The organism is Microcoleus sp. A006_D1 (genome assembly GCF_036702805.1).
Lineage (GTDB): Bacteria > Cyanobacteriota > Cyanobacteriia > Cyanobacteriales > Microcoleaceae > Microcoleus.
Genome location: NZ_JAUBVZ010000003.1, coordinates 340,024 through 363,235, shown reverse-complemented (window position 1 = coordinate 363,235; position 23,212 = coordinate 340,024). Strand labels below are relative to the sequence as shown.

Sequence of the window (23,212 nt, the reverse complement as noted above, 5' to 3'; positions counted from 1 at the left end):
TTGGGGGAATTGCGTTCAATCATTGGTATATGACTAATAACCGTGGTGAAAACTCAAAACTATATTATCATATTCTCATACAACAAATATTTCTCTATGGAAATCACCAATTTTATTGCTCTGTCTGTCATTGTGGTCGCTGCGCTGGGGATTGGCGTGGGGACAATGACTTGGGCTTATTTCGGCAAGGGCAGCATTTCTGTGCTGTTTAAAGAACCAATTTTAAACTCGCCAGATTTTCCAGCTACTGATGCAGGAAGCAAAGCTGCGGTTTATTTCCAACAAGGGATTGAGGCTTATCAATCTGGAGATTACCGCAAAGCTCAAGATAAGTTTACTAGCGCTTTAGAAGAAATTTCAACTTTGGCAGAAGTGTACCACAATCGTGGTTTGGTTTTTGCTAATTTGCGATCGGACGGCGAGGCTGTGGCAGATTTGATCCGTGCTAGCGAATTATATCAACAGCAGGGGAATGAAAGTGCGATCGACACGATCAAACAAAACCTTGCAGCCTTGAAGCAGCGCAAATTAGAACGAGAAAATAACAAAGCAATACCAGCAGGTTGAAACACTCGGACTATTTAGTATTAGGGTGCGGAGTTCGCACCCTACAAGTAGAGTCTGTGGGTGAGTTCTAAAAAAGTCAAAGTTTAACATTCTCCCTTGATTTTAAACTTGTCTGTTATCTTCTATGTTATCAATTTTAGCAATCATTATTTCTCTGCTAGATGCCACAACTCGATAATTAGTAATTGGATCGTAGGCTTCCCACTCTTGAGTCTCTTCGGTGTCTTGCCACAAAAACCATTCCCGGTAAATTTCCCCGTCATCAATATCGCCACACAGAGGAAGCCAATCATCTCCTCCAAACTTACTGTAGTCTCCTCCTACTAAGTCAATCCAAGCAGCGGCGATACAATAATCTATGTTACTATGAGAATTAGGTGCATTACTACGATCGTTAACTTTGTTGTGTAGGGAAATTTCGGGGAAGCAAAGAGTAGATTTCATAAGTGTTTCCTGAACGTCATGTTATTACTTTAGAAAAAATACCTGAGTTACAGTGACAGCAAAATGCCACTATCCCAACCTTCACAGTCTTGATCTCGATCGACCCTGACAGCCGATCGCACGAATAGTGTATATGGTGTATAACTTGAGAGTGCTTTGGCGTCAACTCCAAGCCAAGGCTGAATCAGAGCCAATTCTGCAACTGGCACAAGCAACAGTTTGCAGTTTTGAATTAAACAAAATTTTCCCTCTTCCCTCTGCAAATGCTAGAACTTCACTGTCACACAACTTATTCCGACGGTACTCTCACCCCTACCGAACTCGTCGCAGCCGCCGCTGCGTCAGGTGTTCGCGCTTTAGCTATCACGGATCACGATACGATGTCTGGTTGGGATGAAGCCTTCGCTGCCGCTGACTTGTACAATGTAGAAATAGTCCCAGGACTAGAACTCAGTACAGTCCACAATGGTCGATCGCTGCATATTTTAGGTTTTTATCCTGATGCGAATAAATTGCAAATTCCTTTGAACGATCGCATAGAAGGCAGGTTTCGCCGATCGCAGGAAATGGTAGAAAAATTAGCAGCGTTGGGATATGCGATCGAACTGCCAACAACATCCCCAGGAATGGCACCGGGAAGGCCTCATATTGCCTCTGCACTTGTAAAAGCGGGTCACGCCAAATCATCGCGCGAAGCCTTCGATCGCTGGCTGGGAGATGACGGCCCGGCTTACGTACATTACGAGAAATTCTCGATCGCCGAAGGCATCAATTTATTGCGGAGTTGCGGCGCAGTACCAGTCTGGGCGCACCCTTATTTATTTCGCGGCGGCGCTGTTGAGGAAGTTTTAAAAGAATTAGTAGATGCAGGATTAATGGGAGTCGAAGTATACCATCCCAGCCACAGTTCCAGCCAAATAGAAAAGCTCAAAAAAATGTGTCTTGATTATGGTTTGCTGATGACAGGTGGCAGCGATTATCACGGCCCCGATCCTGAAAGGAATGAAAGGAAAGGTGTTGAAAGTACCCAATTGAATATGCTGCATATACCGTTAGAATTGCTGGAACCGATTAAGGTTGCTGCGGCGAGTTTGAAATAATAACTGTAGGGTGCATCTGCTTTTATCCGAGTAAATAGGAACAATCAAGCCATTCTGACGCACCGTCTTAGACATCTTGAAAAATGCTAAAACTATCTGCGTACATCTGTGTTTATCTGCCATCATCTGCGGTTTCTGTATCAATCAATGATTTACGCAAGAGGTCTACTAAAAAATGATAAAAATCAAAAACAACATAAATTAATGTGAATTTAGCGAGGAATTTTAGTTGAGTTAATGTTAGGATAGTAGTAACGTTCAACTACTCAATGGAGCTGATTATGAGTACAGAAGACAGAGCAAAGGCGATCGGCAAAAACGTAGAAGGCAAAGCTCAGGAAATTTTCGGTAACATCACGGGCAACAAAAAAGACCAGGCTGAAGGTAAGGCGAAACAAGCGGAATCGGCCGCCCGCCACGCAGCAGAAGATGTGAAAGATGCTGTGAAAAATCTGAGCGATAAGGCTAAAAGGGCGATCGACAAATTGTAAGCTTTCCTGCATCTAAATTGTAATTGTGGGGCGGGCTTTCTGGCCCACCCCACAAGATTTTTATCAAACTTGAATATCCTTCGACTCCGCTCAGGAACCGTAAGATAATGTGTTGAGAAAATTTCCTAACTTAGGTATCAGAAAATTAGAGATACAAGATGATGACACTTATAGTTGCACAGAAACACATGAAGTTACTGTATCAGTATCGCCAACAGGGTGTTGTAAAACTACAAAAGTTTATACTAATTACTTGTAGTGCGATCGTTCTAGCATCATGTAGAAACCCACCTTCCGTGTTAGTCTCGGAACCGCAACCGGGAAAAAGTGGACGAACATTTGCTGATTGGTGTCTCACGCGAGCAAATTTGATTCCTGAAGCTAAACATACTGTTGAGATGCTGTTGCAGAAAGCAGGGACTACTGAGTGCGATGCGGCCAATCAAAAACTTTTAAGTCTCACGGTACTCGACCTCAGTCAGAATGAAATCAGCGACATTAAACGGCTCAGCGACGTTAAACCGCTAGCCTCTTTGATTAACCTGACTAAACTCGACCTCGGCCGCAATGCAATCAGCGACATTAAACCGCTAGCCTCTTTGATTAACCTGACTGAACTCGACCTCAGCTTAAATCCGATAGACGACATTAAACCGTTAAAATCCTTGACTAACCTGACTTCCCTCCTCTTCAGCTACAATGGAATCGACGACATCAAACCGCTACAATCCTTGACTAAATTGACTGAACTCGACCTCACACACAATGGAATCAACGACATCAAACCGCTACAATCCTTGACTAAATTGAAGAACCTCAACCTCAGCGACAATCAAATTAGCGACATTAAACCGTTAGAATCCTTGACAGACCTGACTTATCTCGAACTCAGGGAAAATCAAATCAGCGACATTAAGCCGCTAGAATCCTTGACTCAACTGAAGGAGATCAACCTCAACAGCAATCAAATTAGCGATATTAAACCGCTAAAATCTTTGAATAAACTGACGAAGCTCGACCTCTTTGAGAATCAAATCAGCGACATCAAACCGCTACAATCAATGACTAACCTGACTGAACTCAAACTCAGCTACAATAAAATCAGCGATATCAAATCACTAAAATCAATGACTAACCTGACTGAACTCGAACTCAGTTACAATAAAATCAGCGATATAAAACCACTACAATCCATGACTAAGCTGATTAGGCTCTCGATCTCCGACAACCAAATCCGCGATATCAAACCGCTACAATCCATGACTAAACTGACTGAACTCAGCCTCGTGAGAAATCCGATCGTTCTCAAAAATTGCCCTCTCAAGCCAAAGTCTCTCTGTCAGTGGGAAGCACCAAAAGAGGAATATTAACCATAAAACTTTACCGTTCAGAAAATTAGAGGTAAAAGATGAGAGTTCGAGTTGCACAAAAACACATGAAGTTACTGTATCAGTATCGCCAACAGGGTGTTGTAAAACTACAAAAGTTTATAGTAATTACTTGTAGTGCGATCGTTCTAGCATCATGTGGAAATAGACCTTCCGACTTAGCTGCAGATCCGCAGTCGGGAAATAGTCGAAGAACATTTGGTGATTGGTGTCGCCAAAAAGCTGATTTGACTCGTGAAGCTAAACATACTGTTGAGATACTGTTGCAGCGAGCAGGGACTACCGAGTGCGATGCGGCTAATCAAAAACTTTTAAGTCTCACGGTACTCGACCTCGGCGGCAATAAAATCAGCGACATTAAACCGCTAGCATCTTTGACGAACCTGACTGAACTATCTCTCCACTTCAATCAAATCAGCGACGTTAAACCGCTAGAATTTTTGACGAACCTGACTTATCTCGAACTCAGCGGAAATAAAGTCAACGACATCAAACCGCTACAATCGTTGACTAACCTGACTGAGTTCTTCCTGGACAACAATGGAATCAAGGACATCAAACCCCTGCAATCGTTGACTAACCTAACTTGGCTCGTCCTCGCCCAAAATCAAATCAGCGACATTAAATCGCTAGAATCCTTGACTAAGCTGACTAAGCTAGACCTCAAATTTAATCAAATCAGCGACATTAAACCGCTAGCATCCTTGACTCAACTGACGGAACTCTCCCTCGACAAAAATCAAATCAGCGACATTAAACCGCTAGCATCCTTGGCTAACCTGACTAAACTCATCCTCTTTGACAATCAAATCAGCGACATTAAACCGCTAGAATCCTTGACTAAGCTGACTAAGCTAGACCTCAACTTCAATCAAATCAGCGACATTAGACCGCTAGCCTCTTTGACTAAACTGACACAGCTCGACCTCTTTGACAATCAAATCAGCGACATCAAACCGCTAGCATCTTTGACTAACCTGACTTCGCTCTCTCTCTCCAAAAATCAAATCAGCGACATCAAACCGTTAGAATCTTTAACTAAACTGACTTCGCTCTCTCTCTCCAAAAATCAAATCAGCGACATCAAACCGCTAAAATCCTTGACTAAACTGAAGGATCTCGGTCTCCAGGACAATCAGATAGCTATCAAAACTTGCCCTCTCAGCCGAAAGTCTATCTGTAGTTGGTAATCACTTATCCAATAACGAATCAACATATTTCATCCACATTTATCCGCGTTCATCTGCGCTTAAAAATCGGGTTCCGCGGCTAAAAGCCCGATCGCCAAATCCATCTGATCCTTCCCCCGCGCCAGAAAACCTTCGCACTCCTGCAAACACTCGACAGCCACCGCAAACTGCTCAAAAACCTCCTCTAGTGGCAATTCTCCCGATTCTACCCGATCGATAATCGCCTCAATGCGATCGACCGTTTCCTCATAATTCCAGTCAGACTGGCGCAACTTCGACTTAACCATAGCATTTATTCTGCATCCAACACTTCTACAATCTTAACCTTCAGCACGCCCCGACTCAACCTCACAGTCAACTCCTCACCCAACACCAAACCGTCAGTTTGGCGGACAATCCTACCGTCAGCCTGCATTACCGCCGCATAACCCCTTTCCAAAACCGCCGCCGGATTTAGGGCTGCTAACTTTTCTTGCAATATTTCCAGTTTACCAGTTGCTTGCCGCAAAGTTCGCGATGTCGCAGGCAACCGTTTTAGTCGGTTTTGTAACTGTTGCAAATGCTCTGATTCTGTCTGAAATCTGGCTTTTACAACACTTGCTAAATTTAGCATTCTTTGCTGGTGTTCCGAGTAAATATCTGCTAAAATTGGTACAGCTTGGGTAGCCGCCGCCGTCGGAGTATGCGCTCGTTTATCTGCTACTAAATCGGCGAGAGATTCGTCTCTTTCGTGGCCGATTCCTGTAATAATTGGAATTGTGCAATTCGCGATCGCCCTGACGACTCTTTCATCATTAAAACAAGCCAAATCCTCCGCAGAACCGCCGCCGCGCCCTAAAATGATCACATCAGCCCTACCGTCCAATTCTACCAGGGCGATCGCCCTAGCAATCGCAGCAGCAGCCAAATCTCCCTGCACCAAAGTCGGAGACAGCAACACCTGCAAACCCGGATATCTCTGCGCTAACGTGCGCTGAATATCCCCCCACGCAGCGCCAGTATCAGATGTGACTACCGCCACAATTTGCGGGTGTGCGGGAATCGGGCGCTTTCTGGCGGGATCGAAGAAACCCTCGGCTTCCAAGCGCGATCGCAATTGCTGCAACCGCAAAGCCTCCAATCCTTCCCCACCCGGTAGCGATTGCACCACAGTCAACTGGTACTCGCCGCGATTTTTGTACACTCGGATGCTTCCCAAAACCAGCAATTGTTCCCCTTTTACGGGCATTTGCACCAATTTTTGCCGCAGCGAATTCCACACCACGCAGCGAATCGCAGCGCTTTTGTCGGGATCGCACAGAGTGAAAAAGCAGCCGCTGGCGTGTTGCGAAACGTTCGACACCTCGCCGATCAGCCAAACTGATTGCAGGTTGCGATCGCCCTCCAGCAACTCTTGCAGGTATGATGTCAGTCCGCCCACCGATAACGTTGTGTCAGGAAAAATTGCATTCATTGATAGTCCTAATTCCAGAAACCTAGGTTACTATGTTTAAGGTAATTTATTTGTAGGTCGATCGAGCGATCGTAAATCAACGCCAAACAAACTAATGATATCAGATGTCATGACTTCGATGAATATGCTGCGCCAAGAGGCTGCGGCGATCGGCATTACTGATGCCGAAGCCAGAAAATATGGCGATCTTCGGCATAAAAGAACTTGGTCTTTGGCGATCGAACATCACCTCTCGATGCAAGGTTTTGCTGATAACATAGAATCATCCTTCACAACTTCCGAGTCTGATTCTGACAGCGCACTCAACCACTCTCAGACTAAAGAGTTACAAGATTATGGTATTCAGCTAACGGCGAACCTGGGCGAATCTGGAGTCAAAATTGAGAACAAAACAGCATCTCTGGCTTCGTCGCCACAGCCAGGAAGTGCGATCGGGCGATCGCACAATAGTTCCACTCACGACAACAACCAAAAACGTGGTTTTAAACAAGTAGTTCAAAATCACATTAAAGCTTTAGCAATTGCATCAGCTTCTCGCACTAATCAACCCTGTTTACATCTCAGCAATTGGGTTTGTCCCGAGTGCGGCCCCGAGGGTGAATCGGATTGTCACCTGTGCGCTGGAGAAGGCTATGTAAGCGACATTGCAGCTATTGGATGGACGCTGGCTTATATGGAAATGTTGGGCTGTTCTGCTCGCGAAATTGAACCGCTCAGGAAGTTTTTGCCTGACTCGGAGACTCTCGAACTGAATTTAAAAGTTTGTGTGGCTATCAAAGAAAGTACCGAAGTTTTAGCGCGGACTGAGAAATGGGTAATCGGTCATTGTTAGTGGGTAGTTGGCAATATCAAATTATCATACTCTCATTTTATTTCGCTAACAAACAATACGGATTCTAGTTTTTTCAAAGCAACTTCTAAATCATCGTTAATAACTTGGAAATCAAATTCCCCCGCAGCTTCAATCTCCTCCTTAGCCCGCAGCAACCGACGGGCGATCGCACTTTCGGAATCTTGGCCCCGAGTCCGCAGCCGCCGTTCCAATTCTTCCCAAGAAGGAGGTAAAATAAAAATTCGCAAAGCTTCAGGAAACTTATTTCTAATTTGCCTCGCTCCTTCGAGTTCAATTTCCAACAATACCGATTTTCCCTCACCAGTACGCTGCTGGAGAGCAAAATATGGAGTACCGTAAAGATTGCCCGCAAACTCCGCCCATTCCGCCAATTCGTCAGCCTCAACCATTTGTTCAAAACGACTGCGACTGACAAAATAGTAGTGTTGGCCTTCAATTTCTCCCTCACGGGGCTCACGAGTTGTCACCGATACTGAAAGATGCAATTCGGGATGGCGATTGAGGAGCGATCGCACTAGGGTGCCTTTCCCCACACCGCTAGGCCCCGTCAGAACAATTAATTTACCGGATTTCATTTTTAGAATAGAGACGTGTAACAATTTAAGTTTTCGCTTACTCTATACTGTAAGTGCTCAAATTGCAACCGACAAACCTCAATCATCCCGAGTTTGACCCTCTTTGCCGATCGCAAAACGATTAGCCACCGTTTCCGGCTGAATCGCCGACAGGATGACGTGACTCGAATCTGTAATAATTACCGCTCTCGTGCGGCGGCCGTAAGTAGCATCAACCAGTTGTCCCCGCTCCCGCGCATCAGTAATTATACGCTTAATAGGCGCTGACTCGGGACTGACAATCGCAATCACTCGGTTAGCAGACACAATATTACCAAAACCGATATTAATTAATTGAATATCCATGAATATCTCAATCTATAGGTGAACGAGTAACTATCAATCCTTATTTATTATCATATATACAACAATTTTATGTGACAAGTTTAAAATTATTCATAACTTATTTTTTGAGTTTTTGCCTGCATTTTTTTCTAGTTTTTGAGGCAGAGTCGGCCGTCTTTATCAAAACTTTAAAAACCTAGGGCTGTTGACCGCTTTATATTAAAGATTCGGTAAAATCCGGGATTTTTAGTTGCTAATAAAAGCATTAGCTGTATGGAGACAAAAGCCTGTAAATGTTGCGAAATATAAAGTTAATTTCAGCGTGAGGGAAAGTTAAGTATTATCACTGAGAAATTACAGCAAATATTTGCAAATGGCAGTTTATACTGACAGTAATAATACTGATGCTGCTTTGATGAGCCTTCAACCTAAGCTAAAACCGGCTGGCGATCGCCTACAGGATAGCTACGCCGCGCGTACATCATCCTCAATTTTCCACAAAAAGATTGGGGAGAAAGTGTAAAACTACAGATGTTTCTTGCATGATGTTCTACAATTAGTCCAGCCAGTCATTTGATGGCGGATATGAATATAATTTCAGTCAACCCTAAAATTCATTTTCGCAAATATTCCATAGCAACTCGCATTACTGTGCAAAGTGTTCTCGAATTGCTGGCTGAGGGACTTTCATTTGAAGAGAGTATTCGAGACTATTCTCCAGATTTGCAGGTAGAGAATATTTTTCGCGGAGGGCGGTATGCTTAAATTATCGTTGAAGCAATTCACACTACCGAAAAGACGGTGAATCAGGCTAATTCAACTCTGCAAAAGCTAGTTTTACGCACGCACAAACATCTTTCCAATCACGCTCTGATAGATGCCCAATCCGAACCAAGTTAGCAGACGGCGGTAGAGTGACGATGAAGCTGCGGAAAACGGATGCAACCCGTAAACCTGCTGCGGCCCAATCCTGAAGAGTACAGTCTGTAGCCCCTAGATCCGTCGTTTGAGTGGTGATAAGTCCGACTATGACATCGGGACGAGTTGCTTGATAAGTTGCTGACGAGAGAACCACAGCAGGACGGCGTTTAATACCCGTCACACCGGGAAAATCTACTGTGACTACTTCACCGGGATTGAATGTCACGCTTGTTACTCCTCGCTTTCAGGGAAAAGCATAGCTGCGTACTGTAAAGAGAAGGTTGTTATATCGGTTCGATCGTCCTCAGTCCAAGTATCGCTTCGATCGATAACCGACACATTTTTCTCAACTAAATCGTTGAGTATAAGATTCGCTAAGCGCAAACGTTCCGTCAGCGACAGATTGCGGACAACTTCAGTATAAATTTCTTGAGCAGTCGTTGGCATAGTACAACCTCCTGTCCCTTATCTTAACCTGAATCAGCCATTTTGTGCAGCGAGGCGAAGTAAATTAAGCTAAAAACAGGGATTAATGCAGATAAATTTACCCGCATTAATCCCGGTTTTTCCACAGTTGATTAAGCCGCAACTAAACCGCTGTGTCTCAACAAAGCTTTAGTGCTGGGTTCGCGTCCCCGGAAAGTTTTAAACACTTCCATAGGGTGCAAACTGCCGCCCAATCCTAACACTGTATCTCGGAAGAGTTTACCTGTAGAGGCGATCGCACTTTCATCTTCCAAACCCGCCTCCTCAAACGCCCCAAAAGCATCAGCGCTGAGAACTTCCGCCCACTTATAACTGTAATAGCCCGCCGCATAGCCTCCCGCAAAAATATGTCCAAAAGCGCACAAAAATGCGTCTTCTTCCAGAGGAGGTAAAACAGTAGTAGTTTTAGCGATGCGCTTGCGAACATCCGCCACAGTTTCGCTGCCGCCCGATCGATAACGGTGGTGCAATTCGATGTCAACACTGCTAAGATGTACTTGCCTGAGCATGGCGCTACCGCTCATATAGTGGCGCGCTGCTAGCAGTTTTTGGTAATAGTGTTCCGGCAAAGTTTCCCCAGTTTGGTAATGCTTTGCCATCCCGAATAACGTCGCGCGATCGTAACACCAATTCTCCATAAATTGACTGGGCAATTCCACCGCATCCCACTCAACATTATTGATACCAGAAGCTCCCGGATAGTCTACGGTTGTTAGCATATGCTGCAAACCGTGACCGAATTCGTGAAACAAAGTTTCTACTTCCAAGAAAGTCATTAAACTCGGTTTGTCGTCAACTGGAGGACTTTGGTTGCACACCAAATAAGCCACCGGCAACCGCGTGGTTGTTTTTCCAGATTCCACGAATTTAGCGCGCACCACGCACTCGTCCATCCAAGCACCACCGCGCTTTTCTTCCGGGCGGCTGTAGGGGTCTAAATAGAAATTGGCGATCGCATTTCCGGCTTCATCATCTATTCTGAAATAACGCACACTTTCGTGCCACACAGGAGATTGACCATCCGCCGCAGTTACTGTCACACCGAACAACCGCTTTACCAATCCAAATAATCCGTCCAATACCTGCGGCAAAGCAAAATAAGGGCGCAATTCTTCGGCACTAAAAGCAAACTTTTCTTCCCGCTGGCGTTCCGACCAAAAACCGATATCCCAGTGCTTCAAATCCCCGGATTCCGCAGCGCCTTTGCTGGTAGCAAACGCTTTCAAATCTGCTAAATCTTTGACAGCAGCATCGTAGCTAGCCAAGCGCAATTCTTCTAACAAAGCTTCCACTGCTGCAACGTCTGGAGCCATTTTGCTAGCCAGACTCAATTCGGCATAACTGCTAAACCCAAGTAAAGCAGCTTTTTCGTGGCGCAGTGCTAAAATGCGATCGGTCAAAGGCCAGTTATTCAATTCTCCACTGCTTGCTCTGCCGATCAAAGCTTTGTACAACTGTTCGCGCAAATCACGGCGAGTGCTGTGCTGCATGAAAGGGCCGTAACTCGGAAAATCTAAAGTAATCCGCCAAGGGCCGTTTTGGGCATCCGCATTTTCTGCACCCGCAGCGCGAGCGGCTTGAGCTGCTAAACTCAACAAACTCGGCGGTAAACCGTCAATTTCGTCTTTGTTTGTGAGGGTGATACTGAAAGCTTTGGTAGCGTCGAGGACGTGATTGGAAAATTGCGTAGTAATTTCGGCCATTTCTAATTGAATGGCATTGAAACGGTCTTTTTGCTCACCTTCTAAGCCAACGCCGGAGAGTTGAGCATCTCGGATGGCGGCTTCGACAATTCGCTGTTGAGCTGACTCTAAGCTGTCCCAATTTTCGATCGCCCGCAGCGCTTTAAAAGCTTCGTAAAGCGGTTTGCTTTGACTGAGCTTGCTCCAAAATTTTACTACTTCCGGCTGCACTGTTTCGTGTGCCGATCGCAATTCCGGGCTATTTTTCACACCCATCAAATGTCCGACAATGCTCCAAGTCCAATTTAAACGCTCTCCGAGCCGTTGCAGCGGTTCTACTAAGCCGCTCCAAGTCGGCTCAACAGACGCTTCTAAGGCAGCTAGCGAGGCTTCTAGTTCGGTCAGGAGTTGAGTTACAGCGGGGACTACGTGTGAGGATGCGATCGCGTCAAACGGTGGCAATCCTTTGCCAATTAGTAACGGGTTATCAGTAATAGTTACGGTTGCAGTCATTTAATTTTCTTGTAACAGGTTGAAAACAGGTGAACTAGACAGATTAGCTTTTAAATTTGTAACACAGTTGTCAAAAAAATTGGACTCCAGCCCGGAGACCGGGAGAAGGGGAGAAGGGGAGAAGGGGAAAATCTTCCTTCTGATTGATGACTAATGACCAATGACTAATGACCAATCACCCATCACTAATCACTAATCACTAATGTCAACTGCCAACTGCCAACTGCCAACTGCCAACTGCCAACTGCCAACTGCCAACTGCCAACTGTCAACTGTCTTGTGTGTGCTGCAACTGCTTAACAACCGTGATTAAACGCTTGAGGTGAGGTTTAACAACTTCTTGCTGCTCGTGTTCCAAACGGTGGATTTGAGCTTGGACTACAGACAAATCTGGAGTCGATTGGTGTGCGGGAGCTTGCAGTTGGCTTTGCAAATTGGCCATGACTTTCTGGATTTCCAAAAATCGAGTATTTACTACTTCCCAGTCGTCTCGGCTAATCGCAGTTTCTGTCAAACCTTTCGTGGCGCTTTGCAGTTGTTCTATAGCCTGTTCCACAGCTTCGAGATTTGCCGGTTTAGCCTCTCGAAAATCTTGCAGTTGTGCGCTCACCTGCTGCCGGACATCGATCGCAGCAGATGCTACGATGTCTTGTAAAGAAGCGACCGACTCTCCCAAACTCAGCAACTGCCGCTCGATGTCGATCGACTCCTCAAAACCTTCAGCCCTAGGCAGTGTATCTATTTGCTGGCGCAGCGCTGCAATATCTGCTGACAACTGCTTGCGTAATTTAACAATTACCGTCACCGCCGTTTTTTCGACCTTATTTACAGACTTTTGCACTTGGGCCATTTCCGAATTTTGATGAAGCCGCGCTTGCTGCTCGAACCGATATCGGTTAGCCACATTCAGCGACAAAGCCAAAGTCAGGGGAGCTACCCCGTAAAAAGCTTGACCCGACACGGCCACCGCCACGGAACCCAAACCAGAGGCCGCCAGAGAGGCGTATTCTGCTAGCTCCAGCCAGTGTCTTTGAGGAAAACTTTGCCTCAAGTGGTTTCTAGCAGGGGGGTTTGGCTTCCGCACGGCTTTTTGGGTCATAGTATTTTCTTGTGGTTGGTAAGGTTGCAAGACTTGGTGGAGCATCGATTTATATCCTTTTTTCAGTTATATGTTTTAGATTATTTCCTGCCACTCTTCTATTTTTACCTGAGTAAGTAAGTTAAGGGTCATAATATTATCTATTTGGGAACGTGAAGTCGATCGCCCGCCAATTCCCGCTGTTCAAAGCTGAGATCCCACGCGCCCTTTATTTTACAGGACGCGGGCGCGTTCGGGGGACGGTGCGGGCGATCGACAATCGCTGTGGAGGCCAACCGATTTTAGATTTTTTTAGATTTTAAATTTAAAAATGCGACCTATTGACGGCGATCATCGAAGTTTTGAGCCGATCGGGAGTTGCATTTTTGTTCGTGCATTGGTATAATTTGATTTTTCTCAATTTCCGGGATCAAATTTACAGCAAAAATTGACAAATGAAATCAGAAAAGCCCGAAAATGCCGATCGGCTCAAGTCTATTTTCAGTATCGCAATCTTTATCATCCTCGTACTAGCAGTAGGCTTTTTAAGCGCGAATTTTATTTCAGCTCTCTATGCAAAATTTGCTTAAAGTAACTGAATCAGTCATCAGTCATTAGTCATTGGTCATTAGTCAGTAGTCATTAGTTATTAGTCAGTAGTCATTAGTTATTAGTCAACCCTTCTCTTTCGCAAGCTGTCAACTGTCAACTGTCAACTGTCAACTGTCATTCGTTCATCCGTTACATCCGTTACACAATCCGTTGCCGAACTTCCTTCGTAAACAACTAAGATAAAAACTTGCGAACTTGATATTCGCCACCTTCGGCGATCGGCATTTGCAAATCGCCCATTTTGGCATCCAACTCCTCTATTGTGCTTTGCGGCACCGACTTCCACTGCTCTTTAGTTTCCCAGCGAATCACCATCACCACCTCATTTTCCACCGAATTCACCCAAACTTCTTTGCCCAAAAAACCGGGGAAACTTCTTAGTCCAGTAGTCCAAACTTCTTCATCTCGCACAATAAACTGCTCCCACTTTTCCGGAGGTACTTTAAATCTCAGCCACTCGATTACCATCTTAGTTTTCCCCGTTATAAATCAATCAGTAGATTTGAGATTTCAGTTAGATATTGTAGGGTGCTGCTTAGTATAAAATTCTTGATCAGACGATCGCCACATTCAGTCCTGACGCACCCTAAAACAATAACTACAGCTTTGAATGAGGTCAATTAATCCTTACCGATCGCAATTTTAACAATCAACTCAGTTCCCTGTCCCGGACGAGAAACACACTGCAACTCACCGCCATGCTTTTCTACTACCAAATGCTGGGAGATGGCCAATCCCAAACCAGTGCTCGTCGCCTGACATTTAGTGGTAAATAAAGGTTCAAAGATGCAGCCGAGGACTTCTTCAGTCATGCCATGGCCGTTGTCGCTAATGGCGATCGCCACTTCGTTTTCCCCTATCACTTCCGTCCGAATCCGAATTTCGGGATTGAATATTTCAGCTCCCGAGCCGCTCGCAGACAACAAAGACTGACTTCGCATTATACCATACTTTTCAGAATTTCTCCCCCCTTCTTCCAAAGCGTCGATCGCATTTGTCAACAAGTGCATGAACACTTGATTTAACTGTCCCGCATAGCAGCACACTCGCGGCAAATTCCCGTATTCCTTAAATAGAGAAATTCCCGGGCGCCCGCCTTTAGCTTGCAGGCGATTTTGCAAAATCAGCACAGTGCTGTCCAAGCCTTCATGGATATCCACGGGCTTCATTTGGGCTTCGTCTGTACGCGAAAACAACCGGAGCGATCGCACCACATCCCGAATCCTTTCAGAACCGACTTTCATTGAATTTAGCAGTTTTGGCAAGTCTTTTTTGATAAATTCTAAGTCTAATTCTTCCATCAAATCTTCAATTTCCGGCACGGGATGGGGATAATACTTTTGGTAAAGGTCGATCGAACGCAGCAGTTCTTGAATGTAACCATTAGCGTGGCTGACATTGCCTGAAATAAAACTAACTGGATTGTTAATTTCGTGCGCTATTCCTGCCACTAACTGCCCCAGAGATGACATTTTTTCTGTTTGAATAAGCTGCGTTTGAGTGCGCTGCAAAACTAACAGCGTTTGCTCTAATTTTGCCGCTTGCTGCCGCAGACGTTCTTCCGATTCTTGCAAAGCCAAAAGAGACTGTTTGCTTTCGGTAATGTCCAATCCCACAAATACCGCCGCCGTACTTTTTTGGTATTTTTGAGCTACAATTAAATAAGTTTTATTTTCTCCTCTAATATTCGCGATTACTTCTTGAGATATCTTCTTTTCGGTGCTGGCAAAAAACTCGTATACTAAATCGTTAAATTTGGGACTTGTATCTAAAAAACCTACTTTTTGACCCGTAAATAGTTCCGCAGGCATTTGGTAAGCGCTAGCTAGATGTCGGTTTACTCCCAAGTAGCGCAAATCGGAACTTACCCAAGAAACTAATCCGGGCACAGCGTCCAAGACAGCTTGAAGCTGCTCTTTCGCCTCTAAAAGCGATGATTCTGCTGCGAGGCGAGCGGAAATGTCGCGGGCGATCGCGCAGCGGTATTCGCAGCCCCCGTATTCTAAATAATTGACTTTAACTTCGACAGGAAAACTAGCGCCGTCTTGGGTTTTATAAGTGGTTTTAAAAGTGAGGTTGCTTTGCTGCTTCAGTTGCTCCCAGTGTGCGGGCCAATCAGATGCTGACAACTGCGAATCGATGTCGCTAACTGTCAGGTTTAGCAGGTCTAATTCCGAGTAGCCGAAAAGATGGCAAGCGGCTTGGTTAGCGTAGCAAATTTGACCGTCGGAGGTAGTGAAAAAAACTGTATCAGCAGCATTATCGAGGGCAATTTCAGTTAGTTGCTGTTTGGTTTCTAACAGCGGGCTTTTGACCTCGGACGTGCATTTATTGTCGCAATTTGTTTGGGCCATCTTTTCGGCAAACAGGATCAAACCGCCGATCGCACCTTCGCTATTTTTCCACGGTTGAAATACCCATTTTACCGACGCGCCGACCCCGCCTTCGATTTGTCCTGCTACAGATGCGGGCGATCGCCCTGCCACAAACTCGCTGTATTCCAACACTCCAGCCAAAATGGCGCGGGCGTTTTGCTGCCAACATTCCGGGAGATTTGGGAAGACTTCCCAATGAGAGCGGCCGATCGCCTCGCCGCCGCCGAGCCCGCAATCTGTTTCCCAGCGACAGGAAACCGACAGATAGCGCATTTCACAGTCTACCATTGCCACGGCGTCGGCGGAGCGCTCCACAAACCGCCGAAATCCATCTTTACTCTCGGACACGGCTGCCTCTGCGGGTGTTGGTGGGCGATCGGGATTGTCCCGTCGGCATACCTTCCCAGTCTCCGACTTTGTTGCTGAACTGGCGAGTGTTTGCACGGTTTGGGATTTCCTCCATAGCTGTCAAGTTTGAAAAATTCTGTTTCAGACCAAAAATGCTGTTCCCCTGATTTGCTCTCTCGGGCGACACCCATAGAGGGTGTCACCCATCATTAATACCATTTTTGATGGGGATGTGTCTATAGGTACTGAAGAAATTCTTCCCCAAACTTGTCAATTCTGAAGAAATCTTCATAATTGCTCGGTATTTGAGGATGTGCAGCCAGTCCAATTACCCAAATAGCTTAAAACTTTAGGTACTCGCTCAAACAAATTTGTGCGTAAATTCACTGGTAAAATCCACTCTGCCTTTCCGCAACATTGCAGGATCTAATCTTTCAGTGGTGTTGCACGTCATCAAAACTACGAGTTTCTGCTGAAATTGAATGCCGTGTTCGTCCATCACGCTTTGATACAAAGTTCCATCCAGCAAACTCAAAATATGTTCAGTTTTGTTAGTGCGTTGGGCCGCTGCGGTCGATCGATCTTGAGCCAAATTATCAGCCTCATTGATAATAATGCAAATTCGCTCCAAATAACTCGGCGGCACAAAGTTTTCCACAGCATCATGGTCTAAGATAAAAATGACATAACCAAGCGGCACTAAAATCTCCTTTGCTACCGCTTGCGCCCACACAGTTTTGCCCGTTCCCGGCGTGCCGCTAACCAAAACAGCCAACTGATTTCGCTCCAAAATTGCCTGCTGAACAGTATCCGTAAAACTTTGAACTTCCGCCGAAAAAGTCCGAATTGGGAACTGACTGTGAACCTGTCCGACGCGGCTTTTGTACCCGCTGAGAATCACCGCTAAATTGTAAGTCGCCTTGCTAACCAGCGGCGCAATATCCTTACAAATCAGAGTGTAGCAGCGTCTGCCCCTGTCGTAGTTGTCAATTTGCAGCCAGCAGCCGCATCGGGCCCAATAAGCATAAACAGTACCCAAAACTTCCAAGCGTTCCCAGCTAACAAATCGCTCCGGCGGATAAGAAAAATGCCGTTCCATAAAAAACTGCGTAATCCCATCTGGTTTACCCAGCAAATCCAGAACTTTGAAAACAGTAATCTCTTGCAGTTTGTTGAGAACGTAGTCGATAGGAATGCTAGCGCGGCTGACCAATTGAACAACAGGCGTTTCCGTAACCAAAACATCTTTGTAGCGGTAATCCGGGTAAACAGGCTGCGGAGTAATGTAATCCCAGAACTCGTCAATTTCGTAACGAGTATTTTCCGAAAATACATTTAAAATATTTGCCCACCAGGTATATTGATGTCGTCCCATGGCATCAGCAATATCGCTAGCTGCATCTAAACTTTTTTGAGCGAGTTCTACGGGATCGTTAGATGCTAAGTGCAGCAGGTGTTGCAGATCGAATTGACGGTAGAGAGGTCGCCAGCCAGAGCCGAGCAGCCCTCGATTTTGAGGATTGTTTTGATTAAAATTGTTGTCGCTATCGCCCATATTTTGCGAACTCATGTTGTAAAATTCCTACTTGTTTTTATTTTAAAATATTTTTCGCAAATTTACACAAAAAATCAAAATTTTATCCATTTAGTTTGAGATAATTTGGCGGCACAAAATCGACCAGCCAAACTTGGTTTGCCGAGCAGTAAAATGTATGGCCGTCGCGCTGCATTGCTGCGGCATCTAGAGCAAAAACTGCCGGGATGCCGTGTCTGGCACCTACTTGGCGCGCCGTCTGAACATCCGCCGACAAATGAACGTGATGCCGCGACATTTTCCTAATTCCTTGACTGAGAATAGACTCGACCGCAGTCCTACCTGTTCCGTGATATAAAATATCTGGGGGAACAGCGGGTTCTAATTGCAAGTCAACTTCTACACTGTGTCCTTGGTTGGCACGAATGAGATTTCCTGTGGAGTCGAAGGAAAAGCGCTGTTTGTCGTTCTCTGCAACTACTTCCTTGAGTTCGGAAAGCTGAACAGGAAAGTTATTTTTTTGGCAGGCATCGAGAAGTTCGCTAACCGGAACCCAGCCCCCCGGCGCGAGTTGAATGCCGATGCGCGAGGGCGCGTGGCGCAGGTGTCTGCTGAGATATCTGCTGATTTTGATTAATCGGGTATCGTTCACTATCTTACTTTATTGATTGAGTTATTTCGTGGATAAATCTGGTTTATTTAATCTGTTTGCACTGCGAAAGGGCCAGTGAAGTCAAAGCTGGTCTGCTTAAATCTAAAATCCTTTGTATCTTTCGTTTAGACGCGAATCTCGATCCCCCTAAATCCCCCTTCTTAAGGGGGACTTTGATTGCGCTTCCGGTTCCCCCATTCTTAAGGGGTGTCGGAATCGAAACTCAGTTAGAAGTAGCAAGCTAACTAATCGTAGGGTGCGGAGCGGGAAAGTTTTTTTGAGCAAGCAGTCAAAATATTTATTTTTGACGCACCGTACAACAAGTTTTGATAATCATCAAAAACTCTGCCTTTTACCTTGGGATAACTCCGCCAAAGATAGCAAAATTGAGATAGCGCCAGTGACAAGCTGCGTCTGCAAAACCTGCTTCTGCAAGCCACTTTGTCTGCTCCTCCACAGATGAGGGAATATCTTCTTTTAGATAGTTTTGAAACCAGGCTGCATCGTCTTCTCCATTAGCTTTCATGTACTGCCGCCACAATTTTTCGTATTGCTCGGTCAGCTTTGGAGTAGCACCTGTCACAATATCTCGGATTAGCAAGATTCCCCCGGCATTCATTGAGTGAAAAAGTTTGTGAAATAGCTTGTGTTTTCCGGCGTCGTCGAGGTGGTGGATTGCCAACCCTGAAACTACCAAATCGTAACCGCTGCCAAAATCATCTTCTGCGAAATTTCCCTGCTGCAATGTCAGCCGTTCTCGGAAATCGGACAAGTTAGTTTGACAAATTTTCAGCATATTTCCCGCCATGTCAAAGGCTGTGACATTTGCTTGAGGAAATGCTTGCAAAATCATTGCAGAAAGTATGCCCGTCCCCGCGCCTAAATCGAGAACTTTTATGTTAGCATTGGTTTCAAAAGGGATTAACTGCAATATTAAATCGTGTTGCTCGCGATAGTGCGGAATGAGCCGGGGAATTAAACCGTCATAATCAAAGGCGCTTTGTTCAAATTTTTCGCGTACAGCATCTAAATTCATAGACAAATTCACAGACGATTTTCCTCAAACTGTTAATAGCTGAGTGCGTAAATGCACTTTGGTTGCTCTCTCCTTTGAAAGCATATTACATTTCATAATACAAAATATTTACAACCATGTCAAGATGTAGAATAAAATAATTTAACAGCAGTGGCGGCCGATCGCAAAACACGGACTTTGTTCGCCCTTTCCCCGCCAATTATTGAGAACTGTCAAGCTCTGCACACATATCTGCCGTGTGGAGATGAGGTAGAATGCCACCGGGCTGAAAGCCAGGGCAGCGAGGAGATTTTCAGGCAGATCTGCGTGCAAGTAATAGGGTAATTGTGAGAAAAAAGTTGGGTGTTTGCACCCAGCGGACGATCGCCCCGCTCGCAGAAGATATGTCTTGAGATTGACAAAAATTATCATAACTTTAGATAACAATTGAGGTAACTCCCCAACGGATGTGCTACCTGCCAATTTTTCATGAAAATGAAGAGATACAAAATATTGCACCCGCCGGTGCGGGCAAAAAAAACAGTGATAATGAATCAGGATGCGAGTAGAGTAGGTGTCAGCCGTCAGGGGAAAATAGAAGCAATGGAAATCCAACAGCGGAGCCAGGAGCTGGTCGATCGCCAGCCACCAAACGCGCCCGATCGCCCAGAAAAAAATTCTACGGTAAAAGAAGTAGATTCGTCACTGCAAGAATGTTTAGATTTTAAAGTAGCGATCGACCGCTCGGCGCTGGCGGTGAGGACAGACGCCCGAGGAATTATTAACTACGTCAGCGATCGAGTTTGCAGCATCTCTAACTATTCGCGTGCCGAACTGATCGGCTGCCACTTCCGCATCCTCCACTCGGAATACAAGTCTTGGGAATTCATCAAAAATCTGCGGTCAACTGTTGCCAAAAATGAAGTTTGGCAAGGAGAAATTAAGCACCAAGCCAAGAATGGCCGCGATTATTGGGTGTACGCAGCAGTAGTTCCGCTGTTGGACTTGCAGGGAAAACCCTGTCAGTATTTGGCGATCGGATTCGACATCACCGATCGCAAAGCCGTTGAAGCAGCCCAAGCCTCCGCCAACCAGGCAAAAGACGAATTTTTGGCGATCGCGTCCCACGAACTGCGATCGCCCCTGAGCGCGATTTTGGGATGGGTGCAGCTAGCTCGATCGCGCAAGTTAAACGAAGCCACCACCAACCGCGCTTTGGAAATCATCGAGCGCAACGCCAAACTACAAAACAGGCAAATAGACAATCTCCTCGATCTCTCGCGGCTGCTGCGGGGGAAAGTCCAGCTCAACGTCGGCCGGGTTCACCTCCCGTCTGTGATCGAATCGGCGCTCCAGACCCTCCGCCCCGCCGCCGATGCCAAAAACATCCGCATTCAAACACATTTCTACCCCGGCGTCAGCTACATTTTGGCAGATGCAGAACGCTTGCAGCAAGTAGTCTGGAACCTCCTGGCCAACGCCATCAAATTCACCCCAGAATCGACACCAGACCCAGTTACAGTGCGGATCGAGCCTACCCCGTCGGGTACCTTGATACGGTTCAGCGACAGCGGTTGCGGGATCGACCACAAATTTCTGCCCTACATCTTTGACTACTTCCGCCCCCAAGATAGCTTCCAGTCCAAGGAACAAAACCGGCTCGGCCTCGGACTCTCAATCGTGCGGCATTTGGTGGAACTGCACGGGGGAACTGTTTGGGCTGCAAGTCCCGGGCCCGGACAGGGGACGACGTTTGGGGTGCTGCTGCCGGTGGGGCACAGCAACAGTTCGAGCGATCGCGCTCCTGCGATCGCCCAAATCGAAAGCAGACCGGGCTCAGTTACCAAACCCCTAGCGTCCAAGCAAGTGCTGGTGGTGGAAAGCAGCGCCGATATCCGGGAATTTCTCAAAACTGGTCTCGAAGCATTTGGAGCCAAGGTAATAGCCGTGGGTAGCGCCTGCGAAGCGATGGCCGAATTGGAACACTGGCGTCCCGACGTGTTGGTGAGCGATATGGCGATGCCGGAAACAGATGGCTGCGATTTGATCCGCCGCGTCCGAGCCATGGAAATGTCCGAGCAGAGGGAGCTGCTGCCGGCGGTAGCCCTGACCGGAGGCGTTCGCGAGGAGGATTCAGCATCGGCCCTCTCTGCGGGGTTTCAGAGGCATTTGTCGAAGCCGGTGGAAGCCAATCAGTTGGTGAGCGCGATCGCCCAATTGGCCGGACTGACTGAATTCGGCTCCCCAGAGCTCGGCGCCGGAAATGTCGGGGCGATCGCACCCCCAACCCCGCTGTCGGAATCTCACAGTTTTGACGACAAAAATAATGGCGAAGCATCAACAACAGACAGCCGAGAATTACCGCTGTTGCTGGTAGTAGAAGACAACAATTTTCTGCTGGCTTACCTCCAAACTTTATTGACTCCGTACTATCGAGTCGCCGTGGCGATGGACGGGATTGAAGGTTTAGAAAAAGCCAAAAAATTGCAGCCAAATTTGATTTTGAGCGACCAAATTATGCCCAGACAAAATGGACTGGATTTGCTTAAGGAGATTCGGAACACACCGGAATTGAGTTCGACTCCGGTCATCTTTTTGACAGCGCGATCCGGCATGGAAGCTCGGATCGAAAGTTTGGATGCTGGTGCTGACGATTATATTTCCAAGCCTTTTGACGAGAGGGAACTGCTGGCGAGGGTAAAAAATTTACTCAGAACCCACGCAGCCGAACAGCAGTTGACAGTGCTCAACCGCCAGTTGCAGCAGCAGAAAGGCCAGTTAGAAAAGGTGAATCTAGCGTTGCAGTATTTGGCAACTTATGATAGTTTGACTGAGGTAAGAAACCGCCGCTTTTTTACTGAATATATGGATACGGAATGGCGGCGTTTGGCGAGGGAAGAAGCACCGCTGTCTTTGATTATGTGCGACATCGATTATTTCAAACTTTACAACGATACTTACGGCCACCAAGCGGGGGATGAGTGTTTGCGGCAAGTGGCGCAGGTTTTGCAGCGTTCGGTAAAGCGATCGGCTGATTTAGTTGCGCGTTATGGTGGAGAAGAATTTGTTATAGTTTTGCCGAATACGGATATCGAAGGTGCGACTTGCGTTGCTGAAATTATCAACCAGCAGGTGCGGGGTTTGCGTATAGTTCACGCTAAGTCTGGTGTCAGCGAATATGTGACGCTGAGTTTGGGTGTGGCTTGCTGCATTCCGGCGCCGATGTCGCAGCCGGGAACGCTAATTGCGATCGCCGACGAGTCGCTTTATAAGGCAAAAAAGGCTGGGCGCGATCGGGTTTCCGTTGCCGCATTTGAAGCATAATAGTCCTGAGTCAGTAGTCAACAGTCATTAGTCCTTAGTCGTTACTCCTTACTCATTAGTACAATTACAAATGCTGAAAGAGTCACTGAAAGAAACACAGTTGTTCGAGGGACTTGACAAACAGGTAAAAGATGAAGGGGCTATTTGATTTACTGAAGTTCTCGATCGAAGATTTGGTGGAATAGTCTGGGTTGGGCGATCGCACGTATTGTTGGTGGCGAGTGCGATCACTTCATTTCAGCTAAGGCTGCTAAAAAGTAAGGATTAAACTGTGCAACTGATATTAA

General features: G+C 46.2%; 26 protein-coding genes. 10 read left to right on the top strand and 16 right to left on the bottom strand.

Annotation, left to right across the window (positions count from 1 at the left end; translation table 11 throughout):
* Positions 1 to 96: 96 nt before the first annotated feature.
* Positions 97 to 567 carry a hypothetical protein gene (locus QUB68_RS07245; RefSeq protein ID WP_332990774.1) on the top strand — a complete coding sequence of 157 codons (471 nt, stop codon included), beginning with the start codon at positions 97 to 99 and terminating at the stop codon, positions 565 to 567.
* 102 nt (positions 568 to 669) lie between these two features.
* Here QUB68_RS07245 and QUB68_RS07240 read toward each other — a convergent pair whose 3' ends face one another.
* Together QUB68_RS07240 and QUB68_RS07235 are read right to left on the bottom strand one after the other, a co-directional pair.
* Positions 670 to 1,011, bottom strand: coding sequence for a hypothetical protein (locus QUB68_RS07240; RefSeq protein ID WP_332990772.1), 342 nt, complete (start codon positions 1,009 to 1,011; stop codon positions 670 to 672).
* Between the two features lie 47 nt (positions 1,012 to 1,058).
* Positions 1,059 to 1,220, bottom strand: a complete 162-nt coding sequence (locus tag QUB68_RS07235) for a hypothetical protein (RefSeq protein ID WP_332990769.1) — start codon at positions 1,218 to 1,220, stop codon at positions 1,059 to 1,061.
* Positions 1,221 to 1,274: 54 nt separating this feature from the next.
* Here QUB68_RS07235 and QUB68_RS07230 point away from each other — a divergent pair, with 54 nt between their 5' ends.
* From QUB68_RS07230 to QUB68_RS07215, 4 genes are all read left to right on the top strand, one after another.
* Entirely contained in the window at positions 1,275 to 2,111 is an 837-nt protein-coding gene (locus tag QUB68_RS07230) for a PHP domain-containing protein (protein ID WP_332990767.1), read from the top strand.
* Positions 2,112 to 2,392: 281 nt separating this feature from the next.
* Entirely contained in the window at positions 2,393 to 2,602 is a 210-nt protein-coding gene (locus QUB68_RS07225; RefSeq protein ID WP_332990765.1) for a CsbD family protein, read from the top strand.
* A 158-nt stretch (positions 2,603 to 2,760) separates the two neighbouring features.
* Entirely contained in the window at positions 2,761 to 3,972 is a 1,212-nt protein-coding gene (locus QUB68_RS07220; RefSeq protein WP_332990764.1) for a leucine-rich repeat domain-containing protein, read from the top strand.
* A gap of 38 nt (positions 3,973 to 4,010) precedes the next feature.
* Positions 4,011 to 5,180, top strand: coding sequence for a leucine-rich repeat domain-containing protein (locus tag QUB68_RS07215; protein ID WP_332990762.1), 1,170 nt, complete (start codon positions 4,011 to 4,013; stop codon positions 5,178 to 5,180).
* 59 nt (positions 5,181 to 5,239) lie between these two features.
* Here QUB68_RS07215 and xseB read toward each other — a convergent pair whose 3' ends face one another.
* Positions 5,240 to 5,467: an exodeoxyribonuclease VII small subunit gene (gene xseB, locus QUB68_RS07210; protein WP_332990760.1), complete on the bottom strand. Its 228-nt coding sequence runs from the start codon at positions 5,465 to 5,467 to the stop codon at positions 5,240 to 5,242.
* A 5-nt stretch (positions 5,468 to 5,472) separates the two neighbouring features.
* A complete protein-coding gene (xseA, locus tag QUB68_RS07205; RefSeq protein WP_332990758.1) occupies positions 5,473 to 6,633 on the bottom strand; it encodes an exodeoxyribonuclease VII large subunit in 1,161 nt (386 codons plus the stop codon).
* Positions 6,634 to 6,727: 94 nt separating this feature from the next.
* On the opposite strand from xseA, the gene QUB68_RS07200 reads away from it, so the two are divergent.
* A complete protein-coding gene (locus QUB68_RS07200) occupies positions 6,728 to 7,465 on the top strand; it encodes a hypothetical protein (protein WP_332990756.1) in 738 nt (245 codons plus the stop codon).
* A gap of 32 nt (positions 7,466 to 7,497) precedes the next feature.
* On the opposite strand, the gene gmk is transcribed toward QUB68_RS07200, so the two are convergent.
* Together gmk and remA are read right to left on the bottom strand one after the other, a co-directional pair.
* Complete coding sequence (gmk, locus tag QUB68_RS07195) at positions 7,498 to 8,061, bottom strand: guanylate kinase (protein WP_332990754.1); 564 nt, start codon at positions 8,059 to 8,061, stop codon at positions 7,498 to 7,500.
* Between the two features lie 78 nt (positions 8,062 to 8,139).
* Positions 8,140 to 8,406 carry an extracellular matrix/biofilm regulator RemA gene (gene remA / locus QUB68_RS07190; RefSeq protein ID WP_332990752.1) on the bottom strand — a complete coding sequence of 89 codons (267 nt, stop codon included), beginning with the start codon at positions 8,404 to 8,406 and terminating at the stop codon, positions 8,140 to 8,142.
* 352 nt (positions 8,407 to 8,758) lie between these two features.
* Between remA and QUB68_RS07185 the strand changes: the two genes are divergently transcribed.
* Positions 8,759 to 8,908, top strand: a complete 150-nt coding sequence (locus tag QUB68_RS07185) for a hypothetical protein (protein ID WP_332990750.1) — start codon at positions 8,759 to 8,761, stop codon at positions 8,906 to 8,908.
* A gap of 62 nt (positions 8,909 to 8,970) precedes the next feature.
* Complete coding sequence (locus QUB68_RS07180) at positions 8,971 to 9,150, top strand: DUF433 domain-containing protein (protein WP_332990748.1); 180 nt, start codon at positions 8,971 to 8,973, stop codon at positions 9,148 to 9,150.
* A 46-nt stretch (positions 9,151 to 9,196) separates the two neighbouring features.
* Here the strand turns inward: QUB68_RS07180 and QUB68_RS07175 are convergent, their stop codons facing one another.
* The 5 genes from QUB68_RS07175 to QUB68_RS07155 all read right to left on the bottom strand — a co-directional run bounded on the left by QUB68_RS07175 (position 9,197) and on the right by QUB68_RS07155 (position 13,361).
* Positions 9,197 to 9,532 carry a type II toxin-antitoxin system PemK/MazF family toxin gene (locus QUB68_RS07175; protein WP_332990746.1) on the bottom strand — a complete coding sequence of 112 codons (336 nt, stop codon included), beginning with the start codon at positions 9,530 to 9,532 and terminating at the stop codon, positions 9,197 to 9,199.
* A gap of 5 nt (positions 9,533 to 9,537) precedes the next feature.
* Positions 9,538 to 9,753 carry a hypothetical protein gene (locus tag QUB68_RS07170; RefSeq protein WP_332990743.1) on the bottom strand — a complete coding sequence of 72 codons (216 nt, stop codon included), beginning with the start codon at positions 9,751 to 9,753 and terminating at the stop codon, positions 9,538 to 9,540.
* A 131-nt stretch (positions 9,754 to 9,884) separates the two neighbouring features.
* Positions 9,885 to 11,987, bottom strand: a complete 2,103-nt coding sequence (locus QUB68_RS07165; protein WP_332990742.1) for a M3 family metallopeptidase — start codon at positions 11,985 to 11,987, stop codon at positions 9,885 to 9,887.
* A gap of 268 nt (positions 11,988 to 12,255) precedes the next feature.
* Complete coding sequence (locus tag QUB68_RS07160; protein ID WP_332990740.1) at positions 12,256 to 13,131, bottom strand: hypothetical protein; 876 nt, start codon at positions 13,129 to 13,131, stop codon at positions 12,256 to 12,258.
* 95 nt (positions 13,132 to 13,226) lie between these two features.
* Positions 13,227 to 13,361, bottom strand: coding sequence for a hypothetical protein (locus QUB68_RS07155; RefSeq protein WP_332990738.1), 135 nt, complete (start codon positions 13,359 to 13,361; stop codon positions 13,227 to 13,229).
* Positions 13,362 to 13,520: 159 nt separating this feature from the next.
* Here QUB68_RS07155 and QUB68_RS07150 point away from each other — a divergent pair, with 159 nt between their 5' ends.
* Positions 13,521 to 13,655, top strand: coding sequence for a hypothetical protein (locus tag QUB68_RS07150; RefSeq protein WP_332990736.1), 135 nt, complete (start codon positions 13,521 to 13,523; stop codon positions 13,653 to 13,655).
* A gap of 196 nt (positions 13,656 to 13,851) precedes the next feature.
* Here the strand turns inward: QUB68_RS07150 and QUB68_RS07145 are convergent, their stop codons facing one another.
* From QUB68_RS07145 to QUB68_RS07125, 5 genes are all read right to left on the bottom strand, one after another.
* On the bottom strand, positions 13,852 to 14,145 hold the full coding sequence (locus tag QUB68_RS07145) for a TIGR03792 family protein (protein WP_332990734.1): 294 nt from the start codon (positions 14,143 to 14,145) through the stop codon (positions 13,852 to 13,854).
* A 152-nt stretch (positions 14,146 to 14,297) separates the two neighbouring features.
* Positions 14,298 to 16,496: a PAS domain S-box protein gene (locus QUB68_RS07140; protein WP_332990732.1), complete on the bottom strand. Its 2,199-nt coding sequence runs from the start codon at positions 16,494 to 16,496 to the stop codon at positions 14,298 to 14,300.
* Between the two features lie 265 nt (positions 16,497 to 16,761).
* On the bottom strand, positions 16,762 to 17,970 hold the full coding sequence (locus tag QUB68_RS07135) for an AAA family ATPase (protein WP_332990729.1): 1,209 nt from the start codon (positions 17,968 to 17,970) through the stop codon (positions 16,762 to 16,764).
* 67 nt (positions 17,971 to 18,037) lie between these two features.
* Positions 18,038 to 18,586, bottom strand: coding sequence for an RNA 2'-phosphotransferase (locus tag QUB68_RS07130; RefSeq protein WP_332990727.1), 549 nt, complete (start codon positions 18,584 to 18,586; stop codon positions 18,038 to 18,040).
* 352 nt (positions 18,587 to 18,938) lie between these two features.
* On the bottom strand, positions 18,939 to 19,634 hold the full coding sequence (locus QUB68_RS07125; RefSeq protein WP_332990725.1) for a class I SAM-dependent methyltransferase: 696 nt from the start codon (positions 19,632 to 19,634) through the stop codon (positions 18,939 to 18,941).
* A 462-nt stretch (positions 19,635 to 20,096) separates the two neighbouring features.
* Here QUB68_RS07125 and QUB68_RS07120 point away from each other — a divergent pair, with 462 nt between their 5' ends.
* A complete protein-coding gene (locus tag QUB68_RS07120) occupies positions 20,097 to 22,925 on the top strand; it encodes a diguanylate cyclase (RefSeq protein ID WP_332990724.1) in 2,829 nt (942 codons plus the stop codon).
* The last annotated feature ends 287 nt before the right edge of the window (positions 22,926 to 23,212 follow it).

Excerpts from the sequence above, each read along its gene's own strand:
- QUB68_RS07160 (WP_332990740.1), bottom strand. The coding sequence starts at position 13,131 with ATGCTCCACCAAGTCTTGCAACCTTACCAACCACAAGAAAATACTATG.
- QUB68_RS07120 (WP_332990724.1), top strand. The coding sequence starts at position 20,097 with ATGAAGAGATACAAAATATTGCACCCGCCGGTGCGGGCAAAAAAAACA.
- QUB68_RS07180 (WP_332990748.1), top strand. The coding sequence starts at position 8,971 with ATGAATATAATTTCAGTCAACCCTAAAATTCATTTTCGCAAATATTCC.
- QUB68_RS07230 (WP_332990767.1), top strand. The coding sequence starts at position 1,275 with ATGCTAGAACTTCACTGTCACACAACTTATTCCGACGGTACTCTCACC.
- QUB68_RS07150 (WP_332990736.1), top strand. The coding sequence starts at position 13,521 with ATGAAATCAGAAAAGCCCGAAAATGCCGATCGGCTCAAGTCTATTTTC.
- gmk (WP_332990754.1), bottom strand. The coding sequence starts at position 8,061 with ATGAAATCCGGTAAATTAATTGTTCTGACGGGGCCTAGCGGTGTGGGG.
- QUB68_RS07135 (WP_332990729.1), bottom strand. The coding sequence starts at position 17,970 with ATGAGTTCGCAAAATATGGGCGATAGCGACAACAATTTTAATCAAAAC.
- QUB68_RS07245 (WP_332990774.1), top strand. The coding sequence starts at position 97 with ATGGAAATCACCAATTTTATTGCTCTGTCTGTCATTGTGGTCGCTGCG.
- QUB68_RS07240 (WP_332990772.1), bottom strand. The coding sequence starts at position 1,011 with ATGAAATCTACTCTTTGCTTCCCCGAAATTTCCCTACACAACAAAGTT.
- QUB68_RS07165 (WP_332990742.1), bottom strand. The coding sequence starts at position 11,987 with ATGACTGCAACCGTAACTATTACTGATAACCCGTTACTAATTGGCAAA.
- QUB68_RS07220 (WP_332990764.1), top strand. The coding sequence starts at position 2,761 with ATGATGACACTTATAGTTGCACAGAAACACATGAAGTTACTGTATCAG.
- QUB68_RS07170 (WP_332990743.1), bottom strand. The coding sequence starts at position 9,753 with ATGCCAACGACTGCTCAAGAAATTTATACTGAAGTTGTCCGCAATCTG.
- xseA (WP_332990758.1), bottom strand. The coding sequence starts at position 6,633 with ATGAATGCAATTTTTCCTGACACAACGTTATCGGTGGGCGGACTGACA.
- remA (WP_332990752.1), bottom strand. The coding sequence starts at position 8,406 with ATGGATATTCAATTAATTAATATCGGTTTTGGTAATATTGTGTCTGCT.
- QUB68_RS07145 (WP_332990734.1), bottom strand. The coding sequence starts at position 14,145 with ATGGTAATCGAGTGGCTGAGATTTAAAGTACCTCCGGAAAAGTGGGAG.
- QUB68_RS07225 (WP_332990765.1), top strand. The coding sequence starts at position 2,393 with ATGAGTACAGAAGACAGAGCAAAGGCGATCGGCAAAAACGTAGAAGGC.
- QUB68_RS07215 (WP_332990762.1), top strand. The coding sequence starts at position 4,011 with ATGAGAGTTCGAGTTGCACAAAAACACATGAAGTTACTGTATCAGTAT.
- QUB68_RS07185 (WP_332990750.1), top strand. The coding sequence starts at position 8,759 with ATGGCAGTTTATACTGACAGTAATAATACTGATGCTGCTTTGATGAGC.
- xseB (WP_332990760.1), bottom strand. The coding sequence starts at position 5,467 with ATGGTTAAGTCGAAGTTGCGCCAGTCTGACTGGAATTATGAGGAAACG.
- QUB68_RS07200 (WP_332990756.1), top strand. The coding sequence starts at position 6,728 with ATGATATCAGATGTCATGACTTCGATGAATATGCTGCGCCAAGAGGCT.